This window comes from Agreia bicolorata (genome assembly GCF_000938265.1).
GTDB classification, from domain to species: domain Bacteria; phylum Actinomycetota; class Actinomycetes; order Actinomycetales; family Microbacteriaceae; genus Agreia; species Agreia bicolorata.
On sequence record NZ_JYFC01000002.1, the window covers coordinates 609,379 to 627,769 of the forward strand.

19 protein-coding genes and 1 pseudogene are annotated in these 18,391 nt (G+C 65.6%); 15 read left to right on the plus strand and 5 right to left on the minus strand.

Features of this window, described 5'->3' with window-relative positions:
- Positions 1–39 precede the first annotated feature (39 nt).
- The 11 genes and pseudogenes from glmS (at position 40) to TZ00_RS20060 (ending at position 7,886) form a co-directional block, all read left to right on the plus strand.
- On the plus strand, positions 40–1,890 hold the full coding sequence (glmS, locus tag TZ00_RS06355) for a glutamine--fructose-6-phosphate transaminase (isomerizing) (protein WP_044440059.1): 1,851 nt from the start codon (positions 40–42) through the stop codon (positions 1,888–1,890).
- Positions 1,891–1,899: 9 nt separating this feature from the next.
- A complete protein-coding gene (locus TZ00_RS06360; protein WP_044440060.1) occupies positions 1,900–2,274 on the plus strand; it encodes a holo-ACP synthase in 375 nt (124 codons plus the stop codon).
- Positions 2,274–3,386, plus strand: a complete 1,113-nt coding sequence (alr, locus tag TZ00_RS06365) for an alanine racemase (protein ID WP_152631097.1) — start codon at positions 2,274–2,276, stop codon at positions 3,384–3,386. Before TZ00_RS06360 ends, alr begins: the two co-directional genes overlap by 1 nt.
- Positions 3,383–4,159, plus strand: a complete 777-nt coding sequence (locus tag TZ00_RS06370) for an alanine racemase (protein ID WP_052521344.1) — start codon at positions 3,383–3,385, stop codon at positions 4,157–4,159. The genes alr and TZ00_RS06370 overlap by 4 nt, the downstream gene beginning before the upstream one ends.
- Complete coding sequence (gene tsaE, locus TZ00_RS06375) at positions 4,156–4,650, plus strand: tRNA (adenosine(37)-N6)-threonylcarbamoyltransferase complex ATPase subunit type 1 TsaE (RefSeq protein WP_044440061.1); 495 nt, start codon at positions 4,156–4,158, stop codon at positions 4,648–4,650. Before TZ00_RS06370 ends, tsaE begins: the two co-directional genes overlap by 4 nt.
- Before the next feature lie 44 nt (positions 4,651–4,694).
- Positions 4,695–4,949 (plus strand): annotated as a pseudogene (gene tsaB, locus TZ00_RS20305) (tRNA (adenosine(37)-N6)-threonylcarbamoyltransferase complex dimerization subunit type 1 TsaB); the annotation flags it as partial.
- Positions 4,950–5,031: 82 nt separating this feature from the next.
- Positions 5,032–5,313: a hypothetical protein gene (locus tag TZ00_RS20310; RefSeq protein ID WP_238579609.1), complete on the plus strand. Its 282-nt coding sequence runs from the start codon at positions 5,032–5,034 to the stop codon at positions 5,311–5,313.
- The gene (gene rimI / locus TZ00_RS06385) at positions 5,310–5,831 is read left to right on the plus strand and encodes a ribosomal protein S18-alanine N-acetyltransferase (RefSeq protein ID WP_044440062.1); all 522 of its coding nucleotides are present in this window, start codon (positions 5,310–5,312) and stop codon (positions 5,829–5,831) included. Before TZ00_RS20310 ends, rimI begins: the two co-directional genes overlap by 4 nt.
- Entirely contained in the window at positions 5,828–6,919 is a 1,092-nt protein-coding gene (gene tsaD / locus TZ00_RS06390) for a tRNA (adenosine(37)-N6)-threonylcarbamoyltransferase complex transferase subunit TsaD (protein ID WP_044440063.1), read from the plus strand. The genes rimI and tsaD overlap by 4 nt, the downstream gene beginning before the upstream one ends.
- A gap of 9 nt (positions 6,920–6,928) precedes the next feature.
- Positions 6,929–7,258 carry a DUF4190 domain-containing protein gene (locus TZ00_RS06395; protein ID WP_052521345.1) on the plus strand — a complete coding sequence of 110 codons (330 nt, stop codon included), beginning with the start codon at positions 6,929–6,931 and terminating at the stop codon, positions 7,256–7,258.
- 76 nt (positions 7,259–7,334) lie between these two features.
- Positions 7,335–7,886, plus strand: coding sequence for a DUF4190 domain-containing protein (locus TZ00_RS20060; protein ID WP_052521346.1), 552 nt, complete (start codon positions 7,335–7,337; stop codon positions 7,884–7,886).
- A gap of 58 nt (positions 7,887–7,944) precedes the next feature.
- Here the strand turns inward: TZ00_RS20060 and TZ00_RS06405 are convergent, their stop codons facing one another.
- Positions 7,945–9,132: a THUMP-like domain-containing protein gene (locus tag TZ00_RS06405; protein WP_044440064.1), complete on the minus strand. Its 1,188-nt coding sequence runs from the start codon at positions 9,130–9,132 to the stop codon at positions 7,945–7,947.
- 165 nt (positions 9,133–9,297) lie between these two features.
- Here TZ00_RS06405 and groES point away from each other — a divergent pair, with 165 nt between their 5' ends.
- From groES to TZ00_RS06420, 3 genes are all read left to right on the plus strand, one after another.
- On the plus strand, positions 9,298–9,594 hold the full coding sequence (gene groES / locus TZ00_RS06410) for a co-chaperone GroES (protein WP_044440065.1): 297 nt from the start codon (positions 9,298–9,300) through the stop codon (positions 9,592–9,594).
- Between the two features lie 99 nt (positions 9,595–9,693).
- A complete protein-coding gene (rarD, locus tag TZ00_RS06415) occupies positions 9,694–10,650 on the plus strand; it encodes an EamA family transporter RarD (RefSeq protein ID WP_044440067.1) in 957 nt (318 codons plus the stop codon).
- Between the two features lie 140 nt (positions 10,651–10,790).
- On the plus strand, positions 10,791–12,059 hold the full coding sequence (locus TZ00_RS06420; protein WP_044440069.1) for an ABC transporter substrate-binding protein: 1,269 nt from the start codon (positions 10,791–10,793) through the stop codon (positions 12,057–12,059).
- Positions 12,060–12,493: 434 nt separating this feature from the next.
- Here the strand turns inward: TZ00_RS06420 and TZ00_RS06425 are convergent, their stop codons facing one another.
- The 4 genes from TZ00_RS06425 to TZ00_RS06440 are packed head-to-tail and all read right to left on the minus strand — an operon-like array spanning position 12,494 to position 16,620.
- On the minus strand, positions 12,494–13,264 hold the full coding sequence (locus TZ00_RS06425; protein ID WP_044440071.1) for an ABC transporter ATP-binding protein: 771 nt from the start codon (positions 13,262–13,264) through the stop codon (positions 12,494–12,496).
- A complete protein-coding gene (locus tag TZ00_RS06430; RefSeq protein ID WP_044440073.1) occupies positions 13,261–14,262 on the minus strand; it encodes an ABC transporter ATP-binding protein in 1,002 nt (333 codons plus the stop codon). The genes TZ00_RS06425 and TZ00_RS06430 overlap by 4 nt, the downstream gene beginning before the upstream one ends.
- On the minus strand, positions 14,255–15,232 hold the full coding sequence (locus TZ00_RS06435; RefSeq protein WP_044440074.1) for a branched-chain amino acid ABC transporter permease: 978 nt from the start codon (positions 15,230–15,232) through the stop codon (positions 14,255–14,257). The genes TZ00_RS06430 and TZ00_RS06435 overlap by 8 nt, the downstream gene beginning before the upstream one ends.
- Before the next feature lie 11 nt (positions 15,233–15,243).
- On the minus strand, positions 15,244–16,620 hold the full coding sequence (locus TZ00_RS06440) for a branched-chain amino acid ABC transporter permease (protein ID WP_084605941.1): 1,377 nt from the start codon (positions 16,618–16,620) through the stop codon (positions 15,244–15,246).
- Between the two features lie 257 nt (positions 16,621–16,877).
- Here TZ00_RS06440 and guaB point away from each other — a divergent pair, with 257 nt between their 5' ends.
- Positions 16,878–18,380, plus strand: a complete 1,503-nt coding sequence (gene guaB / locus TZ00_RS06445; RefSeq protein ID WP_044440078.1) for an IMP dehydrogenase — start codon at positions 16,878–16,880, stop codon at positions 18,378–18,380.
- Positions 18,381–18,391: the final 11 nt, after the last annotated feature.

Sequence of the window (18,391 nt, forward strand, 5' to 3'; positions counted from 1 at the left end):
ATTGTGCCCCACGCCTGGTACAGGCCGTAAACTCGAGGGATGTGCGGAATCGTAGGTTATGTCGGTAACAACTCCAGTCTCGATGTTCTGATGGGCGGGTTGGGTCGGCTCGAATACCGGGGATACGACTCCGCTGGCGTCGCCATCATCACCGAATCGGGCGAGCTGGTCACACGCAAGCGGGCTGGCAAGCTGGCGGTCCTCGCCGCCGATCTCGAGGCATCCGCTCTGACCGATGGCCGCACCGGCATCGGCCACACACGCTGGGCCACGCACGGTGGCCCCACCGATGTCAACGCGCACCCGCACCTGAGCGCCGACGGTCGCATCGCACTCATTCACAACGGCATCATCGAGAACTTCGCAAGTCTGCGCGACGAGCTGCTGGCCGACGGGTACACATTCGAGAGCGAGACCGACACTGAGGTCGCCGCCAAGCTGCTGGGCCGGGAGTACCTCGAAGGAGAGGGCGGTCTTCCCGCTGCGCTCGGTCGCGTCGTTGCCCGCCTCGAGGGCGCCTTCACCCTGCTTGCTCTGCACCAGGACGAGCCCGGCGTCGTCGTGGGCGCACGGCGCAACTCGCCGCTCGTCATCGGCCTGGGCGACGGCGAGAACTTCCTCGGCTCCGATGTGGCCGCCTTCATCGAGCACACCCGCCGTGCCATGGAGATCGGGCAGGATCAGATCGTCACGATCACGCCCGACTCTGTCTCTGTCACCGACTTCGCGGGCAACGGCGTCGAGGCTCACGAGTACGAGGTGTCATGGGATGCCTCCGCCGTGGAGAAGGGCGGCTGGTCGAGCTTTATGGCGAAGGAGATCAGCGAGCAGCCCGAGGCCGTCTCGAACACGCTCCTTGGCCGCATCCACAACGACCACGTGGTGCTGGGCGAACTCGAGGGCATCGACGAGCTGCTTACTGCGATCGACCGCATCGTTATTCTCGGGTGCGGCACGGCGGCGTATTCGGCCATGCTCGGCAAGTACGCCATCGAGAAGTGGGCCCGCATCCCCGTCGAGGTCGAGCTCTCCCACGAGTTCCGCTACCGCGACCCCGTGGTCGATGAGCGCACCCTGGTGATCTCGATCAGCCAGTCCGGCGAAACCATGGACACCCTCGTGGCCGTTCAAGAGGCGAAGGCGAAGGGGGCCCGCACCCTGTCGATCTGCAACACCCAGGGCGCCACGATTCCGCGCGAGTCCGATGCGGTCATCTACACGCATGCCGGCCCCGAGGTCGCCGTCGCATCGACCAAGGCGTTCATCGCTCAGATCACGGCGCTCTACCTCTTCGGCCTCCACCTCGCCCGCGTGCGTGCGACGCTCGACGACGAGACGATCGCCACCTCCATCGTCGAGCTTCAGGCGATCCCCGACAAGATCCGCTGGGTGCTCGAGCAGCACGGCGACATCACCGAGCTGGCGAACTGGATGAGCGACTCCCGTGCCGTTCTCTTCCTTGGCAGGCACGTCGGATTCCCGGTGGCCCTCGAGGGTGCGCTGAAGCTCAAGGAGCTCGCGTACATTCACGCCGAGGGTTTCGCTGCGGGCGAGCTCAAGCACGGTCCGATCGCGCTGATCGAGCCGGGCCAGCCCGTCTTCGTGGTCGTGCCTAGCCCGCGTCACCCCAACTCGCTGCATGCCAAGGTCGTGTCGAACATCCAGGAGATCAAGGCTCGTGGCGCCAAGGTGCTCGTGATCGCCGAAGAGGGCGACGTTGCGGTGCTGCCCTACGCGTCCGAGGTTTTCCGCATCCCGCTGGCCGGCCCGCTGTTCGAGCCGCTGCTGGCCGTCATCCCGCTGCAGATCTTCGCCATGGAGCTCGCGACGGCAAAGGGGCTCGACGTCGACCAGCCGCGCAACCTGGCCAAGTCCGTCACCGTCGAATAGGTCTCGTCGGTGATCGTGGGCATCGGCGTCGACCTCGTCGACGTGCCTCGATTCGTGCGGTCGATCGATCGCACGCCCGGGCTTGTCGAGCGCCTGTTCGCCGAGGGCGAACGCGGCCGTCCTCCTCGGTCGCTCGCTGCGCGGTTCGCTGCCAAGGAGGCGCTGATCAAGGCACTTGGCGACTCCTCCGGCTTTCGGTGGCACGACATGGAGGTCGTGACCGATGAAGACGGCAAGCCGTCGTTTCTGCTTGCCGGACAGGTAGCCGAGACGGCGCGCGCCCGCGGCGTGGGACCGATTCACCTCTCGCTCAGCCACGACGGCGATTCGGCCTTTGCCTTCGTCGTGGCCGAGCGCGCCGAGGAGACCGGAGGCGGGGCTTGATGAGCGCTTCCGGCACCGGTGCACCCATGGCGCCCGACTCGGTCGCGTTGATCGACCTTGCGACGGTTCGCCACAACGTCGCCCGATTCGTCTCCCTCGCCGACGGGGCGCAGGTGATGATCGTGGTCAAGGCGAACGCATACGGGCACGGCGCCGTCGAGGTTGCGCGCGCCGCGCTCGACGGTGGTGCGACATGGCTGGGCGTTGCCGATCTCGCCGAGGCCTTTGAGCTGCGGGATGCGGGGATCGCAGAGCCCGTGCTCGCCTGGCTGCACGAGTCCCACGAGAATTTCGCGGCGGCGTTGGAGGCGGGCATCGACATCGGCGTCAGCGATCTCGGCCAGCTCGATGCGCTCGCCGAGGCTCAGCGTGCCGTCGGGGGAGCTCCCGCGTCTGTGCACCTCAAGCTCGACACAGGGCTGGGGCGCAACGGTGCCGATGAGCCGAACTGGGGTGCCCTCTTCGCCGAGGCGCGTCGACTCGAGCTCGCAGGTCACCTGATCGTTCGAGGTGTCTTCAGCCATCTCTCCAATGCAGACGACGCAGAAGACGCGCGCCAGCTCGAGCGCCTGCATGTCGGCGTCGAGGCCGCACGCCAGGCGGGCTTGCGGCCGCAGCTTCGCCATCTGGCATCGACCGCTGCAGCGCTGCGACTGCCCGCCACGTGGCTCGACCTCGTGCGTGTCGGTATCGGCGCCTACGGTCTCTCCCCGCTCGACGGTGTCGACTCGGCTGCGCTCGCGCTTCGCCCGGTGATGACGCTGCGCAGCACGATCGTCGCGGTCGCACCCTCGTCCGACGCCGATTTCGCAGCACGATCGGGCATCGTGCCCCTGGGCTATGGTGATGGCATTCCTCCGCAGGCCGCAGGCCGCATCCATGTCACCGGCGACGGTGGGCGGCTTCTCGTGACGCGCATCGAATCCGACCATCTCGTCGTCGAGCCTGTATCGCCGGGCGCAGATTCGGCACGGGGAGATGTCGTGACCCTGTTCGGTGACCCGGCCCGGGGCGTCGCCTCCGTCGATGACTGGGCGCGTGCCGCCGACACGATCAACTACGAGATCGTCACCCGACTGGGCGCCCGGGTCGCGAGAAAGTACACGGAATGACCCCGCCAGCCACGCCCGCAGACACGCCGATCCGCGGACGCGAAGCCACGATCGACCTCGACGCGTTCCGCACCAACGTGTCGATCCTGGCCGCTCGGACTGTCGGTGGTCCTCTCGTGATCGACATGACGGCGGATGCCTACGGCCACGGACTCGTTCCTCTCGCCCGCGTCGCGGCAGAGTCGGGCGCAGATATTCTGAGCGTGCGCGATCAAGGGGATGCCGAGAGCATCGCCGATGCCGGCATCGGAATCGATGTGCGCTGCTGGCACACGACGCGGTTCTCTGTTCCGCCCGCAGGATCGGGCATCGCGGCATTCGGTTTCGGCATGGATCTCACTGACGGTGCGCCGACCGGAGTCGTTCCCGTGATGACCGTCTCTGCCCCTGTGCTTTCGGTGAAGAGAGTGCCCGAGGGCCACGGGGTCTCGTACGGATTCGTGTATCGAACCCCGAAGGAGACGACCCTCGCCCTCGTGCCGGTGGGCTATGCCGACGGCATTCCTCGTGGCGCAACCGGCTCGGGGCGCATGGCGATCAACGGCCGCCAGTACCCCATCGCGGGCCGCATAGCGATGGATCAGGTTGTGCTCGACGTCGGCGACGCGCCCATGGTTCCTGGCGACCGGGCCATCGTGTTCGGGCCGGGTCTCGAGGCAGAGCCGACCGCTGCGGACTGGGCCGCGAACTCGGGCTCGACTGCGGGGGAGATCCTCGCGCGGATCGGCCGTCGTGTTCCCCGCCGGTACATCGATCGGGAGGTGGCCAGGTGACCGCGCTGCACAGAGAGCTCGTGATCGCAGATCCCGGACAGATGGCGGCTCTCGCCCACGAGGTGGCGGGCTCGCTCACAGCTGGTGACGTCATTCTGCTCACGGGCGAACTCGGGGCGGGCAAGACCACCTTCACGCGGGGGCTTGGCCACGCGCTCGGCGTTCGGGGCGCGGTGACGAGCCCCACCTTCGTGCTCGCCCGAACGCATCCGCGTCTTGATGCCGCCCAGCCGCCCCTCGTGCACGTCGATGCCTACAGGCTTTCGAGCGCTGTCGAGCTCGACGACCTCGACATCGACTTCGACCGCTCCATCGTCGTCATCGAATGGGGTGCCGGCCTCGTCGAGGAGCTCACCGACTCGTGGCTCTCGATCACGATCGATCGGCCGCGCGGCGCATCCGATGATTCGGATGCCGAGGGCCCCGACGACGAGGAGCCGATCGAACCGCGCCGGGTCACCATCGACGGCGTCGGCCCGCGCTGGCAGTGAGCGGCCGGGCACCGACGCGCTCGCGGGCGACTAACCTATAACTCGTGCTTCTGGCCATCGACACCTCAGCGGGTACCTCCGTCGCCATCGTCGACCCGTCGACAGGCGCGATCGTCGTCGAACGGTCCACGCCCGACACCATGAGGCACGCCGAGGTCATCGGCACCCTGCTCGCCGAGGCTCTCTCTGCGGCCGACGTGCGGCCCTCGTCGCTCGACGGTGTGGTCGTGGGAATGGGGCCCGGGCCGTTCACCGGTCTCCGCGTCGGCATCGCCGCGGCGCGCACCTTTGCTCTCGGGGCGGGGCTCCCGCTTCATCCCATGGTCAGTGCTGATGCCGTTGCGCGCCAGGAGGCGCTCGCGGGGGGCATCCGACACCGTCATGGTGGTCACCGATGCTCGCCGCAAAGAGGTGTTCTGGTCGCTCTACGACCTGTCGAACGCCGAGCCGGTGCGCCTCGACGGGCCCGGGCTCGCCAAGCCCGATGCGCTTCCGCACTCCGACGCACGGCGGGTGGATGCCGCGGAGATCCCCGCCGCCCAGCTCGCCCTGGCCGCCGCGGCGCTCCTCGGTGCCGGATTGCCGCTCGCGTCCGACGAGGCGCTCTACCTGCGTTCGCCCGACGTGACCATGCCATCCGGAATCAAACGGGTGACGCAGTGAGCTGGCAGCTGCGGCGAGCCGGCGCTGACGACCTCGACGCGATCATGCAGATCGAGACGAGTGTGTTCACGACCGACGCCTGGACATCTGACGCGATGCGCGCCGACCTGACCAGTCCGCACTGCTACTACCTCGTCGCGCTCGGCGCCGACGATTCGCCGAGCAGCGCCGCGATCGCGGGTTATGCGGGTCTGCTGGCGCCTCGCGGCGCGAAGGAGGGCGACATCCAGACGATCGCCGTGGCGCCCGAGGCCCGGCGCAAGGGCCTCGGTCGCGTGCTGATGACGAGTCTTATGAACGAGGCTCGGCGGAGGGGCTCTCGCGAGATCTTCCTCGAGGTGCGCGCTGACAACCCCGGTGCCGAGGCGCTGTACTCATCGCTGGGTTTCGAGCGACTCGGCGTGCGCCCCGGCTACTACCAGCCTGACAACGTGGACGCCATCGTGATGCGTGCTGCCATCCCCGACCAGCAGACGCGCTGGACCGGCATCGGCGACGCCGAGGAGATCGAACCGTGAACACCGACAATCCTCTCGTTCTCGGCATCGAGACATCCTGCGACGAGACAGGCGTGGGAATCGTGCGGGGCACGACGCTGCTGAGCAACACCATCGCGTCGTCGATGGACGAACACGCGCGCTACGGGGGAGTCGTTCCCGAGGTCGCCGCGCGGGCACACCTCGAGGCCATGACACCCGCCATCACCTCGGCACTCGCCGACGCCGGAGTCACGCTCGCCGAGATCGATGCCATCGCGGTCACGAGCGGGCCGGGCCTCGCCGGAGCGCTGATGGTCGGAGTCGGGGCCGCCAAGGCTCTCGCCCTCGCGATCGAGAAGCCGATCTACGCGGTGAATCACCTGGTCGGGCACGTCGGTGCCGACGTGCTGCGAGTGCCGCAGAACACAGTCAATGGATCGAGCGAGGTGGAGGACGGTGAGATTCAGTACCCGACCATCGCTCTTCTCGTGTCGGGCGGGCACACCTCGCTTCTGCTGGTGCGCGATCTGGTCTCCGATGTCGAGCTTCTCGGCGAGACGATCGACGACGCGGCGGGCGAGGCGTTCGACAAGGTCGCGCGACTGCTCGGTCTGCCGTACCCCGGTGGGCCCGAGATCGACCGTGCGGCCGTCGGAGGCAACCCGAAGGCCATTCGCTTTCCGCGCGGGCTGAGCCTGCCGAAAGACCACGATGCCCACCGCTACGACTTCTCGTTCTCGGGGCTCAAGACGGCGGTTGCCCGGTGGGTTGAGAAGAAGCAGGATGCGGCAGAGGATGTTCCACTCGCCGATGTCGCCGCCAGCTTCCGCGAGGCGGTCGTCGATGTTCTGATCACTAAGGCGCTCGCGGCGTGCGCCGAGTACGGGGTGCCTCGACTTCTTCTCGGCGGCGGCGTCGTTGCCAATGCCCGTGTTCGCGAGGTCGCCGCAGCTCGAGCCGGGGCCGCCGGTGTCGCCCTGCGTATCCCGCCTCTCAGCCTGTGCACCGACAACGGCGCGATGATCGCCGCGCTCGGGGCGCAGCTGATCATGGCGGGTCATGCGCCGTCGGGTCTGGGGTTCGGGGCCGATTCGACTCTGCCGATCACCGACATCCAGGTCGGCTAGGCTCGATTTATGTCGAGCCAGCCTGTCTACGCGCCGTATTCGCCCGACCCGGGGTCGGCCGCTTTCGGGTCTCAGGCCGCGCCGCCCGTTCAAGCGCGCCGCATGCTCAACATGCCGGCTCTCTTCGCTCTGATCACCGGCGTGCTTCTTATCTCGCCGGTTGCCATCGTTCTCGGGCACATCGGCATCGCGCAGGTGAGACGGCGGCGGCAGTCGGGCATGATCCTCGCGGTCGTCGGCCTCATCCTCGGGTATCTAGGCCTCATTGCGACCGTCGGTGTACTGGTCGCGCTGGTGATGTTCGTGAGTTCCGGTCCCACGCCGCCGACATCGTTCTGAGCCGTCAGGCCCATCCGGCCGGGCCAATCTGGGTGTCCCGTAGATGTGGGTGACCGAGCTTCAGTAGTGTTGACCCATGACTGATCCCAATACCCCGTCGACCGAGGGCACGCCGTCGGTCCCGCCGCTGCCTCCCACGGCCCCGTCCACCCCGCCCGCGCCCAGCTACGGTGCCCCGAGCTCGCCGCCGGCTCCGCCGGCTCCGCCCGCTCCGCCCGCTCCGCCCGCGTACACGCCGCCGGCCGAGCCGTCGACCCCGTCGTACGGAGCGCCCAGCTACCAGCAGGCCCCGCCGGCCAACCCCTACGCTCAGGCCCCGAACGCGGCTCCCTACGGACAGCCGTATTCGCCCGTCGCAGCGGCCCCGAAGACACTCAGCCTCATCGGTATGATCGCCGGTATCGTCGGCGTCGTCATCTCGCTGTTCGGCGCGGGCTTCGGTCTGATCTTCTCGATCGGCGCCGTCGTTCTCGGATTCCTCGGCAAGAAGCGTGAGCCCGCAGCGAAGGGCTTCTGGCTCACCGCGATCATCACCGGTTTCGTCGGAATCGGCGTCTCGGTGATCTGGGGCATCGTATGGGTGCTCATCTTCGCGACTGCAGCGTCCTCCGGGTACAGCAGCTACTAGACCCGATCGACGAAGCGCCCTCTGTCTTGCGACGGAGGGCGCTTCGTCGTTCTCAACGTCAGACGCGCTCGGCGAGGATCGCCGTGTGGCGACCTGCCACCCGCGTCATCACAAGAGTGGCCTCCGCGTCTCCCGACAGCGACAGTCGTCGGCGCAGCACGGCCGGGTCGATGTCGACGCCGCGCTTCTTGATCTCGAGTCGTCCGATGCCGCGTCGGCGCAGTTCCTTCTTGAGCTTCGACTCGTCGCTCGGAAGGGCGTCGACGACGCGGAAGGCAGCGACGAACGGCGACGAGACGAGAGTGTCCGAGGTGAGGTAGGCGATCTGCTCGCTCAGCATTCGAGCATCGAGCGAGCGGGCGAGGTCGCCGATCAGCCGTGCGCGAATCACAGACCCGTCGGGCTCATAGAGATAGGTGCCGAGCTCGGCCACGTCGGCATCGACGCTGTCGCCGGCCGCGACCAGTTCGGCGCTGTGGTCTCCGCGCAGCACGAGGGCGCTGCGGGTGATGCCCTCACGTGCGAGCGGGCCGAACCACAGGCTGTTCTCCACCAGTTGGCCGTCCACCGAAATCCACTGCGCCTCCGCTTCGTCGGGAATGAGCTCGCGATCGAAGCCTGGCCCGAGCTTGATGCCCGTGGGCATTGTGCGCGCCACACCGAAGGCGAAGTCGAGCGAGGGGGAGTAGTCGCGCGGGTCGGGCAGGCGGCGCGTGTCAGAGTGCCCCGAGGTGCGTCGCGCGGGGTCGAGATAGACCGAGTCGACGCCGGTGAGATCATGATCGGCCGCGTCGCCGAGGCTCACCGTGACGTTGGTGAACGGGGCCAGATTGTACGAGGCGATGGCCGCTGTCACCTCATCGTGTTCGACGGCTTGCACCTCGAGATCGAGCGCGGCGAAGGCGAGAGCGTCGGCCCCGATTCCGCAGCCCAGATCCGCGACGCTCCGGATGCCGGCGGCCTGGTATCGCCCGGCGTGCAGCGCGGCCACCCGCAGGCGTGTGGCTTGCTCGAGGCCGGCCTCGGTGAACAGCATGCGCGAGGCGAACTCACCGAATTTGCCCGTGGCCTTCGCTCGGAGCCGTGACTGCGTCAGCACAGCCGACACGAGATCGGCCGGGTGGCCGTCGCGCCTCAGCGCGGCGACGGTCTTGACGATGTCGGTGGATTCGCTGTATTCGGGCAGTGAATCGAGCAGCCGCAGGGCTGCCGATGTCATCACAAGGCCGAGCTCGTCTTTGTTCATTCGCTGCGCCTGTTCACCCCGTCAGCCTAGACGGCGGTCGCGTCGACTCGGTGTGCCACGACGGTTGGCACTCGGATTGACCGAGTGCCAGTTCACCCCCTAAACTCGACTTAGCACTCTCGGTGTGAGTGTGCTAATCAGACGTGAAGAAAGAAGAGGTCAACCGTGTCGGTCTCCATCAAGCCGCTCGAGGATCGCATCGTCATCCGCCAGGTCGAGGCGGAGCAGACCACCGCTTCGGGCCTGGTCATCCCTGACACTGCCAAAGAGAAGCCCCAGGAAGGCGAGGTCGTGGCCGTGGGCCCCGGTCGCGTCGACGACAACGGCAATCGTGTTCCGATCGACGTCGCCGTGGGCGACAAGGTCATCTACTCCAAGTACGGCGGAACCGAGGTCAAGTACGGCGGAGAAGACCTTCTCGTGCTGTCGGCTCGCGACGTGCTCGCTGTCGTCGTTCGCTGAACCTAGACAAACAGACAAAGACCCGGATGGCTCTGCCATCCGGGTCTTTTTTGTTGTCCGGCGCGATCGACTGATCCGACCCGGAGGTAGCATTCATCAGTGCCCCGACCCGCCGTTTCTTCCGTTTCAGCCCCTCGGGCGGTCGATCAGCCGTCGCGCTCGGGCATCCTCTACGCCGTCAGTGCCTACACGATGTGGGGGTTTCTCCCCGCCTACTTCCTGCTTCTCCTTCCCTCCGGCGCCTTCGAGATCGTCGCCATACGCATCTTCTTCTCACTCGCCTTCTGCGTCGTGATCATCACGGTGACCCGTGCGTGGCCCGCTTTCGTCGCCATCGTGCGTCAGCCGCGGCTGCTCTTCACGATGGGCCTCGCGGGCCTGCTCATCTACGTCAACTGGCAGACCTACGTCATCGGCGCGACGGGCGGGAACGTCGTCGAGACGGCGCTCGGATACTTCATCAATCCGATCGTCACGATCCTGCTCGGCGTGGTCATCCTCGGCGAGCGGCTGCGTATCGTGCAGTGGGTCGCCCTCGGCATCAGCGTGGTCGCCGTCGGCGTACTGACCGTGGGTTTCGGTTCCGTTCCGTGGATCGCCCTCATCCTGGCCTTCTCGTTCGGACTCTATGGCTTTGTGAAGAAGCGCATCGGCCCGGTAGTCGACGCCGTGTCAGGTCTCACGCTCGAGACGCTATGGCTGCTTCCTGTCGCGGCCGTGCAGACGGTCATCGTCGCGGCCACCCCGCAGGGCCTCGCCTTCGGCTCGTCGGGCACCGCGCACGTCGTGCTGATGGTCGGTGCGGGCGTCATCACCGCGGTTCCACTGCTGCTCTTCGCCTCGGCGGCCAAGAGGCTGCCGCTCGTATATATGGGGTTCATCCAGTACATCGCGCCGATCCTGCAGTTCCTCTTCGGCGTCTTCATCATGAAAGAGCCGATGCCCGTCGAGCGGTGGATCGGATTCGGTCTCGTCTGGGTGGCATTGATCGTGCTCACAGTCGACATGATCAGAACGAGCCGATCGGGTCGGATGCCTGTGGCTGAGCCGGTCTGACACGGGGAAGGTAACGATTGGGTCGCGTTACACGCCCGTAACAGGAATGTATTGTCGGTGCGACTTTGGGCCGTTAGCTTTGCAGGACGGCCAACTTCGTTACGCCGTGCACCACAAAACAATCACATTCAAGGAGCATCATGGGCGTATTCGCCAAGACCGGTTCCCGGTCGCTGAAGACCACCCTCGGTGGCGCGGCAATTCTGGGAATCAGCGCGCTCGTTCTCGTCGGCTGCTCGAGCGGCTCGACCAGCGGCGGCAGCGACTCCGGTGACCTGTCCCTCAAGATCGGCACGATTCTTCCGCAGACCGGTACGCTCGCCGTGCTCGGCCCGCCCGAGATCGCGGGCGTCGACCTGGCGGTCAAAGACATCAACGATGCCAAGGCCGGCATCTCGATCGACGTGACCCAGAAGGACTCGGGCGACACCACGACCGACATCGCGACGCAGTCGGCCACCTCTCTCCTCGCCGACGGCGTCTCCGCCATCATCGGCGCCGCCTCGTCGGGCGTCTCGAAGACGTTCATCGATCAGGTCACCCAGGCCGGCGTTGTGCAGATCTCGCCCGCCAACACCTCGCCCGACTTCACGTCGTACGACGACGACGGGTTCTACTGGCGCACAGCCCCCTCCGATGTTCTCCAGGGCCGCATCCTCGGAAACAAGATCGTCAAGGACGGCAAGACCAACGTCTCGATCCTCTACATGAACGACGCCTACGGCACCGGACTTGAGAAGAACGTCAAGGAGGCCCTCGAGGCCGGCGGAGCGAAGGTCGGAGCAGAAGAGACCTTCGAGCCGGCTTCCACCGACTTCAACTCGGCGCTCACGAGCGTTCTCGCGACCGACCCCGACGCCCTGGTCGTCATCTCGTTCGACGAGATCAAGACCATCGCCGAGCAGCTCGCGGCGAAGGGCTTCGACTTCTCGAAGCTGTACGGAGCGGACGGAAACTACGGCGTCATCACCGACAAGGACACCAACGTCGACATCGCCGGCGCGCAGTTCACCAACCCCGGTGTCGAGGCCAAGGCCGACTTCCAGGAGAAGCTCCAGGCTCTGGTCAAGGATCAGGGCAGCGACCCGCTGACCGTGTTCAGCTACGCGGCCGAGTCCTACGACGCGACCACGCTGCTGGCTCTTGCCGCCCTCCAGGGCGGTGCGACCGACGGTGCGACCATCAGAGACAACCTGCAGTCCGTCTCTGAAGAGGGAACCAAGTGCGAGACCTTCGCCGACTGCGCCAAGCTGATCAAGGACGGAACGGACGTCGACTACGACGGCATCTCCGGCCCGATCACGTTCGACAAGAACGGCGACCCGACCGAGGCGTATGTCTCGATCTACAAGTACGCCACGGGCAACAAGACCTCGTTCGAAGAGCAGGTCTTCGGCAAGCTCGACTAATTTCTCGTCAATAAAATAGGAGGGGCTCGGTCTTCGGACCGGGCCCCTTTTGTTGTGCGCCCCTTTTGTTGTGCTCAGAGCGTTGGCGCCTCAGCTCCAGCCTCAGAAATGGTGGGCGATGTAGTCATAGATCTGGCCTCGCACGGTGTCGCTCACGCCCACATAGAAGGTGCCTGTGCCGCCTTGGCTCGTCGAGACCTGGAGTGGAAGAACGTTCCGCGTTTGTCTTCGGCGACCGTGTGTGTGCTGCAGTTGTTCGGCAGGATGTCGAGCGTGATCAGCGCGCGATGGCTCCGAAGTCGTCGTCGGGCGTTACGGTGGTTTCACCGACCCGGCCATCAGGCATGCGGAAAGGCCCAGCACCCCGGCCGCCACGACCCCGGTGAGGGCGATGTGCGGGGCGCGGGTGCTGGGCCTCGGCATGGTGCGAGCGGTCAGCCGCCCACCGTCGGCGTCGAGGTGGTGACCTCATTGGTCGTGGCGAGGGTTCCGAGGTAGAGCTCGATCACCTTGGGGTCGTTCATCAATTCGCGACCGGGGCCTTCGTATGCGTCCTTGCCCTGATCGAGCACATAGCCGCGGTCACAGATCTGCAGCGCGCGGCGCGCGTTCTGCTCGACGATCATGATCGATACGCCGGCGCGGTTGATGCGCTGCACGTTCACGAACGTTTCGTCTTGACGCATGGGGGAGAGGCCCGCGCTGGGCTCATCGAGAAGAAGCATGCTCGGGTCCATCATAAGAGCCCGGGACATGGCGACCATCTGGCGCTCTCCGCCCGAGAGCGAGCCCGCGCGCTGCTTGAGTCGCTTCGACAGCTCGGGGAACAGGTCCTCGACGAACGCCAGCCGCGTCTTGAAGAGCTTGGGCTTCTGGTACATGCCCATCTCGAGGTTCTCCTCGATAGTGAGCGACGGAAAGACGTTGTTGTTCTGCGGCACGAAGCCCACGCCCTTGGAGACCAACTTGTCTGCCTTCAGCCCGGTGATGTCCTCGCCGTTCAGCTCGACGGAACCGCTGCGGATGTTGACGAGGCCGAAGATGGCCTTCAGCAGCGTCGACTTTCCGGCGCCGTTGGGGCCGATGATGCCGACGAGCTCGCCGCGCTTCACATAGACATTGGAGCCGTTGAGGATGTTGACACCGGGAACGTACCCGGCGAAGAGTTCCTTTGTGACAAGGACTCGATCGGTGTCGGTGCTCACTTCTTTTCCTCTCCGTCGACCGGGGTCGACGCGGCGTCGGTGCTGGGGGAGGGCTCGTGGCTCGGCACCGCGATGCCGGCGGCTTCCGCATCGTGCTCGACTTCGGAGCGAACCAGGTCGGACTCCATGTCCTCGGCCACCTCGAGCTGGCCCTCGATCGTTCCGAGGTCGGTGGCGTGGTGGGCGCCGAGATAGGCGTCGATCACCGCGGGGTCGGACATGACCGTCGAGGGCGGGCCCTCTGCCACGACCTTGCCCTCCGCCATCACGACCACCCAGTCTGCGATCGTGTTGACCATGTGCATGTCGTGCTCGACGAAGAGCACGGTCATTCCCTCGTCTTTCAGGTTGACGATGTGGCCGAGCAGCGACTGCGTCAGTGCGGGGTTGACTCCCGCCATCGGCTCGTCGAGCATCACTAATTCGGGGCTCGACATCAGGGCGCGCGCCATCTCGAGCAGCTTCTTCTGGCCGCCGGAGAGACTCGACGCGTAGTCGTCTTTCTTGGTGTCGAGCTTGAACTTCGCGAGCAGTTGCATGGCCCGCTCGGTGATCTCGTCTTCCTTGGCTTTCCAGAGCGGTTTGAAGAGAGAGACGAAGATATTCTCGCCGCCCTGCTTCGTGGCGCCCAGGCGCATGTTCTCGAGAACGGTCATTCCGCTCAGGGCCTTCGTGAGCTGGAACGTGCGCACCATGCCCATGCGGGAGACCTTGAACGCGGGAACCCCGGCCAGGCTCTTGCCCTTGAATGTCCAGTTGCCCGTGTTCGGCTTGTCGAAGCCCGTGAGCAGGTTGAAGAACGTGGTCTTGCCCGCACCGTTCGGGCCGATCAAAGCTGTGATCGAACCGCGCGGGATCTCGAGGTGGGCCACGTCGACCGCGGTGAGGCCGCCGAAGCGGCGACTCACGGCGTGAGCGACGACGATGGGGTCCTTTTTCTTGACGCCCGGAACGATCACATCGTCGGTGATGTCGGAGACGAGAGTTTTTTCAGGCAAAGTGCAGATCCTTCTTCTTGCCGAAGATTCCTTGCGGACGGAATATCACGAGGAGCATCAGGGCCACACCGACGATGATGAATCGGATCGGACCTGTCTGGGTCGTCGTGAGCGGGAGGACTCCGGCCTCGATGCCGAGGCTGAGGAGCCCGTCGGTGAGCGACAGCGTGACCCAGAAGATGATGGAGCCCACCACCGGGCCGAAGACGGTCGCCGCTCCACCGAGCAACATGATCGTGTAGAGGAAGAACGTCAGCTGGGTTCCATAGTTGTCAGGCTGTAGCGACCGCGGCAGGATGAAGACGACTCCGGCGAGGCCTCCGAGCACGCCACCGAGGATCAGCGCCTGGATCTTGTATGAGAAGACGTTCTTGCCGAGCGAGCGCACGGCATCTTCGTCTTCGCGGATACCCATGATGACTCTGCCCCACGGACTGCGCATCAGAAGGAAGACCAAGAGGCAGGCGAGGGCGACGAGGCCCCATCCGACGATGCGGATCCACCACTGGTCCTGGTTGTAGACGAGCGGGGTGCCCATGATGCCGAATCGGCCCTCGGGCAGCGGGTTGATGGCGTTGAACGCCTTGGCCGCGCCGTTGATGCCCTCGGAGCCACCGGTGACCTCCGAGAACTCCGGGGTCTTCACGGATAGTCGGATGATCTCGGCTGCCGCGATGGTCACAATGCTCAGATAGTCGGCCCGGAGTCTCAGGGTCGGTATGCCGAGGATCAAAGCGAAGACGGTTGCCCCGGCGATGGCCGCGAGGAACGAGCCCCACAGCGGCCAGTCGTAGATGACGGAAGTGATGGCGAAGCAGTATCCGCCGACGGCCATGAATCCGGCCTGGCCGAAGTTCAGGAGGCCGGTGAAACCGAAGTGGATCACGAGGCCGATCGTGGCCAGAGCGTAGGCAGCCACGGTGGGGTCGAATATCTGCCCGATTGCGAGCCAGATGAAATTGCCGTTCATAAGGACCTTCCCTAGCCGACGCGCTCTTTACGGCCCAGGATGCCCTGGGGCCGGACGAGCAGAATGATGATCATGAGCACGAGCGGGGCGACGAACTTGAGATTCTCCGGAATCCACAGCGTCGACAGGTTCATGATGAGGCCGATGATGACCGCTCCGACGAGTGCGCCATAGGCCGAGCCGAGACCGCCGAGGGTGATCGCCGCGAAGATGAGCAGCAGGATCGACGCCCCGGTGTCCCACCGGAGCGACTGGTAGTAGCCCACGTACACGCCGGCGAGTGCGGCAAGTGCACCTGAGCCGACCCAGACGACGCGGATGACCCGCTCGACGTTGATGCCGGATGCCGAGGCCAGGGCCCGGTTGTCGGATACGGCGCGCATGGCCTTGCCGATCTTGGTCTTCGTGAGCACCAGGGCGACGCCGAGGATGACGATGATCGCGATGACAGCGCCCGCGACGTCGGTGAACTTCAGGCTGACCGAGCCGATGACGAGGAACGGCTTGGTGCTGTTGGGAAGCGTGAGCCGGTCTGGTCCGAAGAGAAGAACGAAGACGTACCGCAGAGCAAGCGAGAGGCCGATGGTGACGATCATCATCGGGATCAGGCCGAGGCCGCGTTTACGGAGAGGGCGCCAGATACCGGCATCCTGTGCCCAGCCGAACAGCCCGCCGAGAATCATCGCGATAGGGATCGCGATGACGGCCGGCAGCCCGATGATTCCAGAGAAGAGGTAGGCCATCAGCGCACCGAAGGTCACCAGCTCGCCGTGGGCGAAGTTGTTGAGTCCTGTCGTTCCGTAAATAAGGGATGCGCCGATCGCGGCGAGGGCGATGAGCAGGCCGAAGATGAGACCCGTGACCAGTTGCGGCCAGAACCTCAGCCAGAAGGTGTCGACCGTGACCGGTGCGGTCGTGGTGGTCGTTCCCGCCTCGTCGGTTGTGCCGGGCGTGGGTGTTGCCGTCGACTCGTCGGTGGGAGCGGCGACGGCACCCTTCGCGTTGTCAGGCGACAGGAAGAAGATGGCGGGCACCTCTGTGTTGCCGGCGAACACCTCGACCTCGGTCGGGTTCGTCGATGGACGCGGGTAACCGGTCTCGGCGGGAAGCGCGTCTTCGTCGATCGTGACGGTGTACTTGCCGGGTTCGCTCACGGGGATGACGGCCTTGCCGTCTGCGCCGGTGACGCCCGTCTCAGCGCCACCCTCGCCGTCGACCGTGATCGAAACGTTCGGCACACCGACTTTGTCTGCGTCGGTGCGCACCCAGACCAGGATCGATTGCTCGGTTGCGGTGGACGTGGAAGCGGTCGTCTCAGCGGCTGACGCGCCGAGGGCGGATCCTCCGAGGACGGCGGATAGACAGAGAACGACCGACGCGATAAGCATCGCGATCAATCGAGCCGACTGCCCGGGTCTTATACCAGCGAGCAAGAGTGCACCTCCTGTGGGAAGCCTCGGATGTAACCGGGCTCCGTTATCTATGGTCGAGCGACGTTGCTAGAACATAGCGCCCCATTGTTGCCTCCATGTTTCGACATTGAAGAAAGCCTGGGGCGCGCAGGTACTTTCTTACACCGGAATAACGCGGGCGCCTAACCGTTACTCTGAACAGGAGAGATTTTTTCTACGAGGCGAGGTGTCATTTGGACCAGGCGGATCCCTTTGGTTTTATCGGATTGACGTATGACGATGTGATGCTCCTACCGGGCCACACAGACGTCATTCCGAGCGAGGCCGACACCTCATCGAGGTTGACGCGTCGCATCGAAGTCTCCACCCCTCTTCTGAGTGCCGCTATGGACACGGTCACCGAGTCGCGCATGGCTGTCGCCATGGCCCGACAGGGTGGCCTCGGCATCCTGCACCGCAATCTGTCGATCGCCGATCAGGCGAGCCAGGTCGACCTCGTCAAGCGCAGCGAGTCGGGCATGGTCACCGATCCTGTCACCACAACCGCCGACGCCACCGTCGCAGAGGTCGATGCGCTCTGTGGCCACTTCCGCGTTTCCGGTCTGCCGGTCGTCGACCAGGCCGGTGTTCTGGTGGGCATCATCACGAATCGCGACATGCGCTTCGTCTCGCCGTTCGAGAAGGCCACCACGCTCGTGCGCGACGTGATGACCAAAGCGCCCCTCATTACCGGTCGCCAGGGCATCGACCCCGACGATGCGATCGCCATCTTCGCCCAGCACAAGATCGAGAAGCTGCCCATCGTCGATGAGCAGGGCCGGCTCACCGGTCTCATCACAGTGAAGGACTTCGACAAGAGTGAGAAGTACCCCTTCGCCACAAAGGACTCGGCCGGACGCCTGCGCGTCGGTGCTGCCATCGGATTCTTCGGTGACGCGTGGCAGCGAGCCACGAGCCTGCTCGAAGCGGGCGTCGACGTGATCGTGGTCGACACCGCCAACGGCGACAGCGCGGGCGTGCTCGACATCATCCGTCGACTGAAGCGCGACAGCGCGTTCGAGGCCGTCGACATCATCGGTGGCAACGTGGCGACCCGTTCGGGCGCCCAGGCGTTGGTGGATGCCGGTGCCGACGCGATCAAGGTCGGTGTCGGTCCCGGGTCCATCTGCACGACCCGCGTCGTCGCCGGTGTGGGCGTGCCCCAGGTGACGGCCGTCTACGAGGCGTCGCTCGCGGCAAAGCCGCACGGCATCCCGGTGATCGCCGACGGCGGCCTTCAGTACTCGGGTGACATCGCGAAGGCTCTGGTCGCCGGCGCCGACACCGTAATGCTCGGCTCGTTGCTCGCCGGATGCGACGAGAGCCCCGGCGATCTTGTGTTCGTCAACGGCAAGCAGTACAAGAACTACAGAGGCATGGGTTCGCTCGGCGCGCTGCAGACCCGCGGAGAGAAGACGTCGTACTCCAAAGACCGCTACTTCCAGTCCGATGTGCCGAGCGACGACAAGCTCATCGCCGAGGGCATCGAAGGTCAGGTTCCCTACCGCGGCCCTCTCGCCAGCGTGGCCTACCAGCTCGCCGGTGGTCTGCGTCAGTCGATGTTCTACACGGGTGCCCGCACGATCGCCGAGCTCAAGGAGAAGGGCCGTTTCGTGCGCATCACCGCGGCAGGCCTGAAGGAGTCGCACCCCCACGATGTGCAGATGGTCGTCGAGGCGCCGAACTACCGCAGGTAGCCTCTCGCTCG

Coding starts and splice junctions, on each gene's coding strand:
- glmS (WP_044440059.1), top strand. CDS start 40: ATGTGCGGAATCGTAGGTTATGTCGGTAACAACTCCAGTCTCGATGTT.
- alr (WP_152631097.1), top strand. CDS start 2,274: ATGAGCGCTTCCGGCACCGGTGCACCCATGGCGCCCGACTCGGTCGCG.
- TZ00_RS06370 (WP_052521344.1), top strand. CDS start 3,383: ATGACCCCGCCAGCCACGCCCGCAGACACGCCGATCCGCGGACGCGAA.
- TZ00_RS20310 (WP_238579609.1), top strand. CDS start 5,032: ATGGTGGTCACCGATGCTCGCCGCAAAGAGGTGTTCTGGTCGCTCTAC.
- TZ00_RS06395 (WP_052521345.1), top strand. CDS start 6,929: ATGTCGAGCCAGCCTGTCTACGCGCCGTATTCGCCCGACCCGGGGTCG.
- TZ00_RS20060 (WP_052521346.1), top strand. CDS start 7,335: ATGACTGATCCCAATACCCCGTCGACCGAGGGCACGCCGTCGGTCCCG.
- TZ00_RS06405 (WP_044440064.1), bottom strand. CDS start 9,132: ATGAACAAAGACGAGCTCGGCCTTGTGATGACATCGGCAGCCCTGCGG.
- TZ00_RS06420 (WP_044440069.1), top strand. CDS start 10,791: ATGGGCGTATTCGCCAAGACCGGTTCCCGGTCGCTGAAGACCACCCTC.
- TZ00_RS06435 (WP_044440074.1), bottom strand. CDS start 15,232: ATGAACGGCAATTTCATCTGGCTCGCAATCGGGCAGATATTCGACCCC.
- TZ00_RS06440 (WP_084605941.1), bottom strand. CDS start 16,620: ATGCTTATCGCGTCGGTCGTTCTCTGTCTATCCGCCGTCCTCGGAGGA.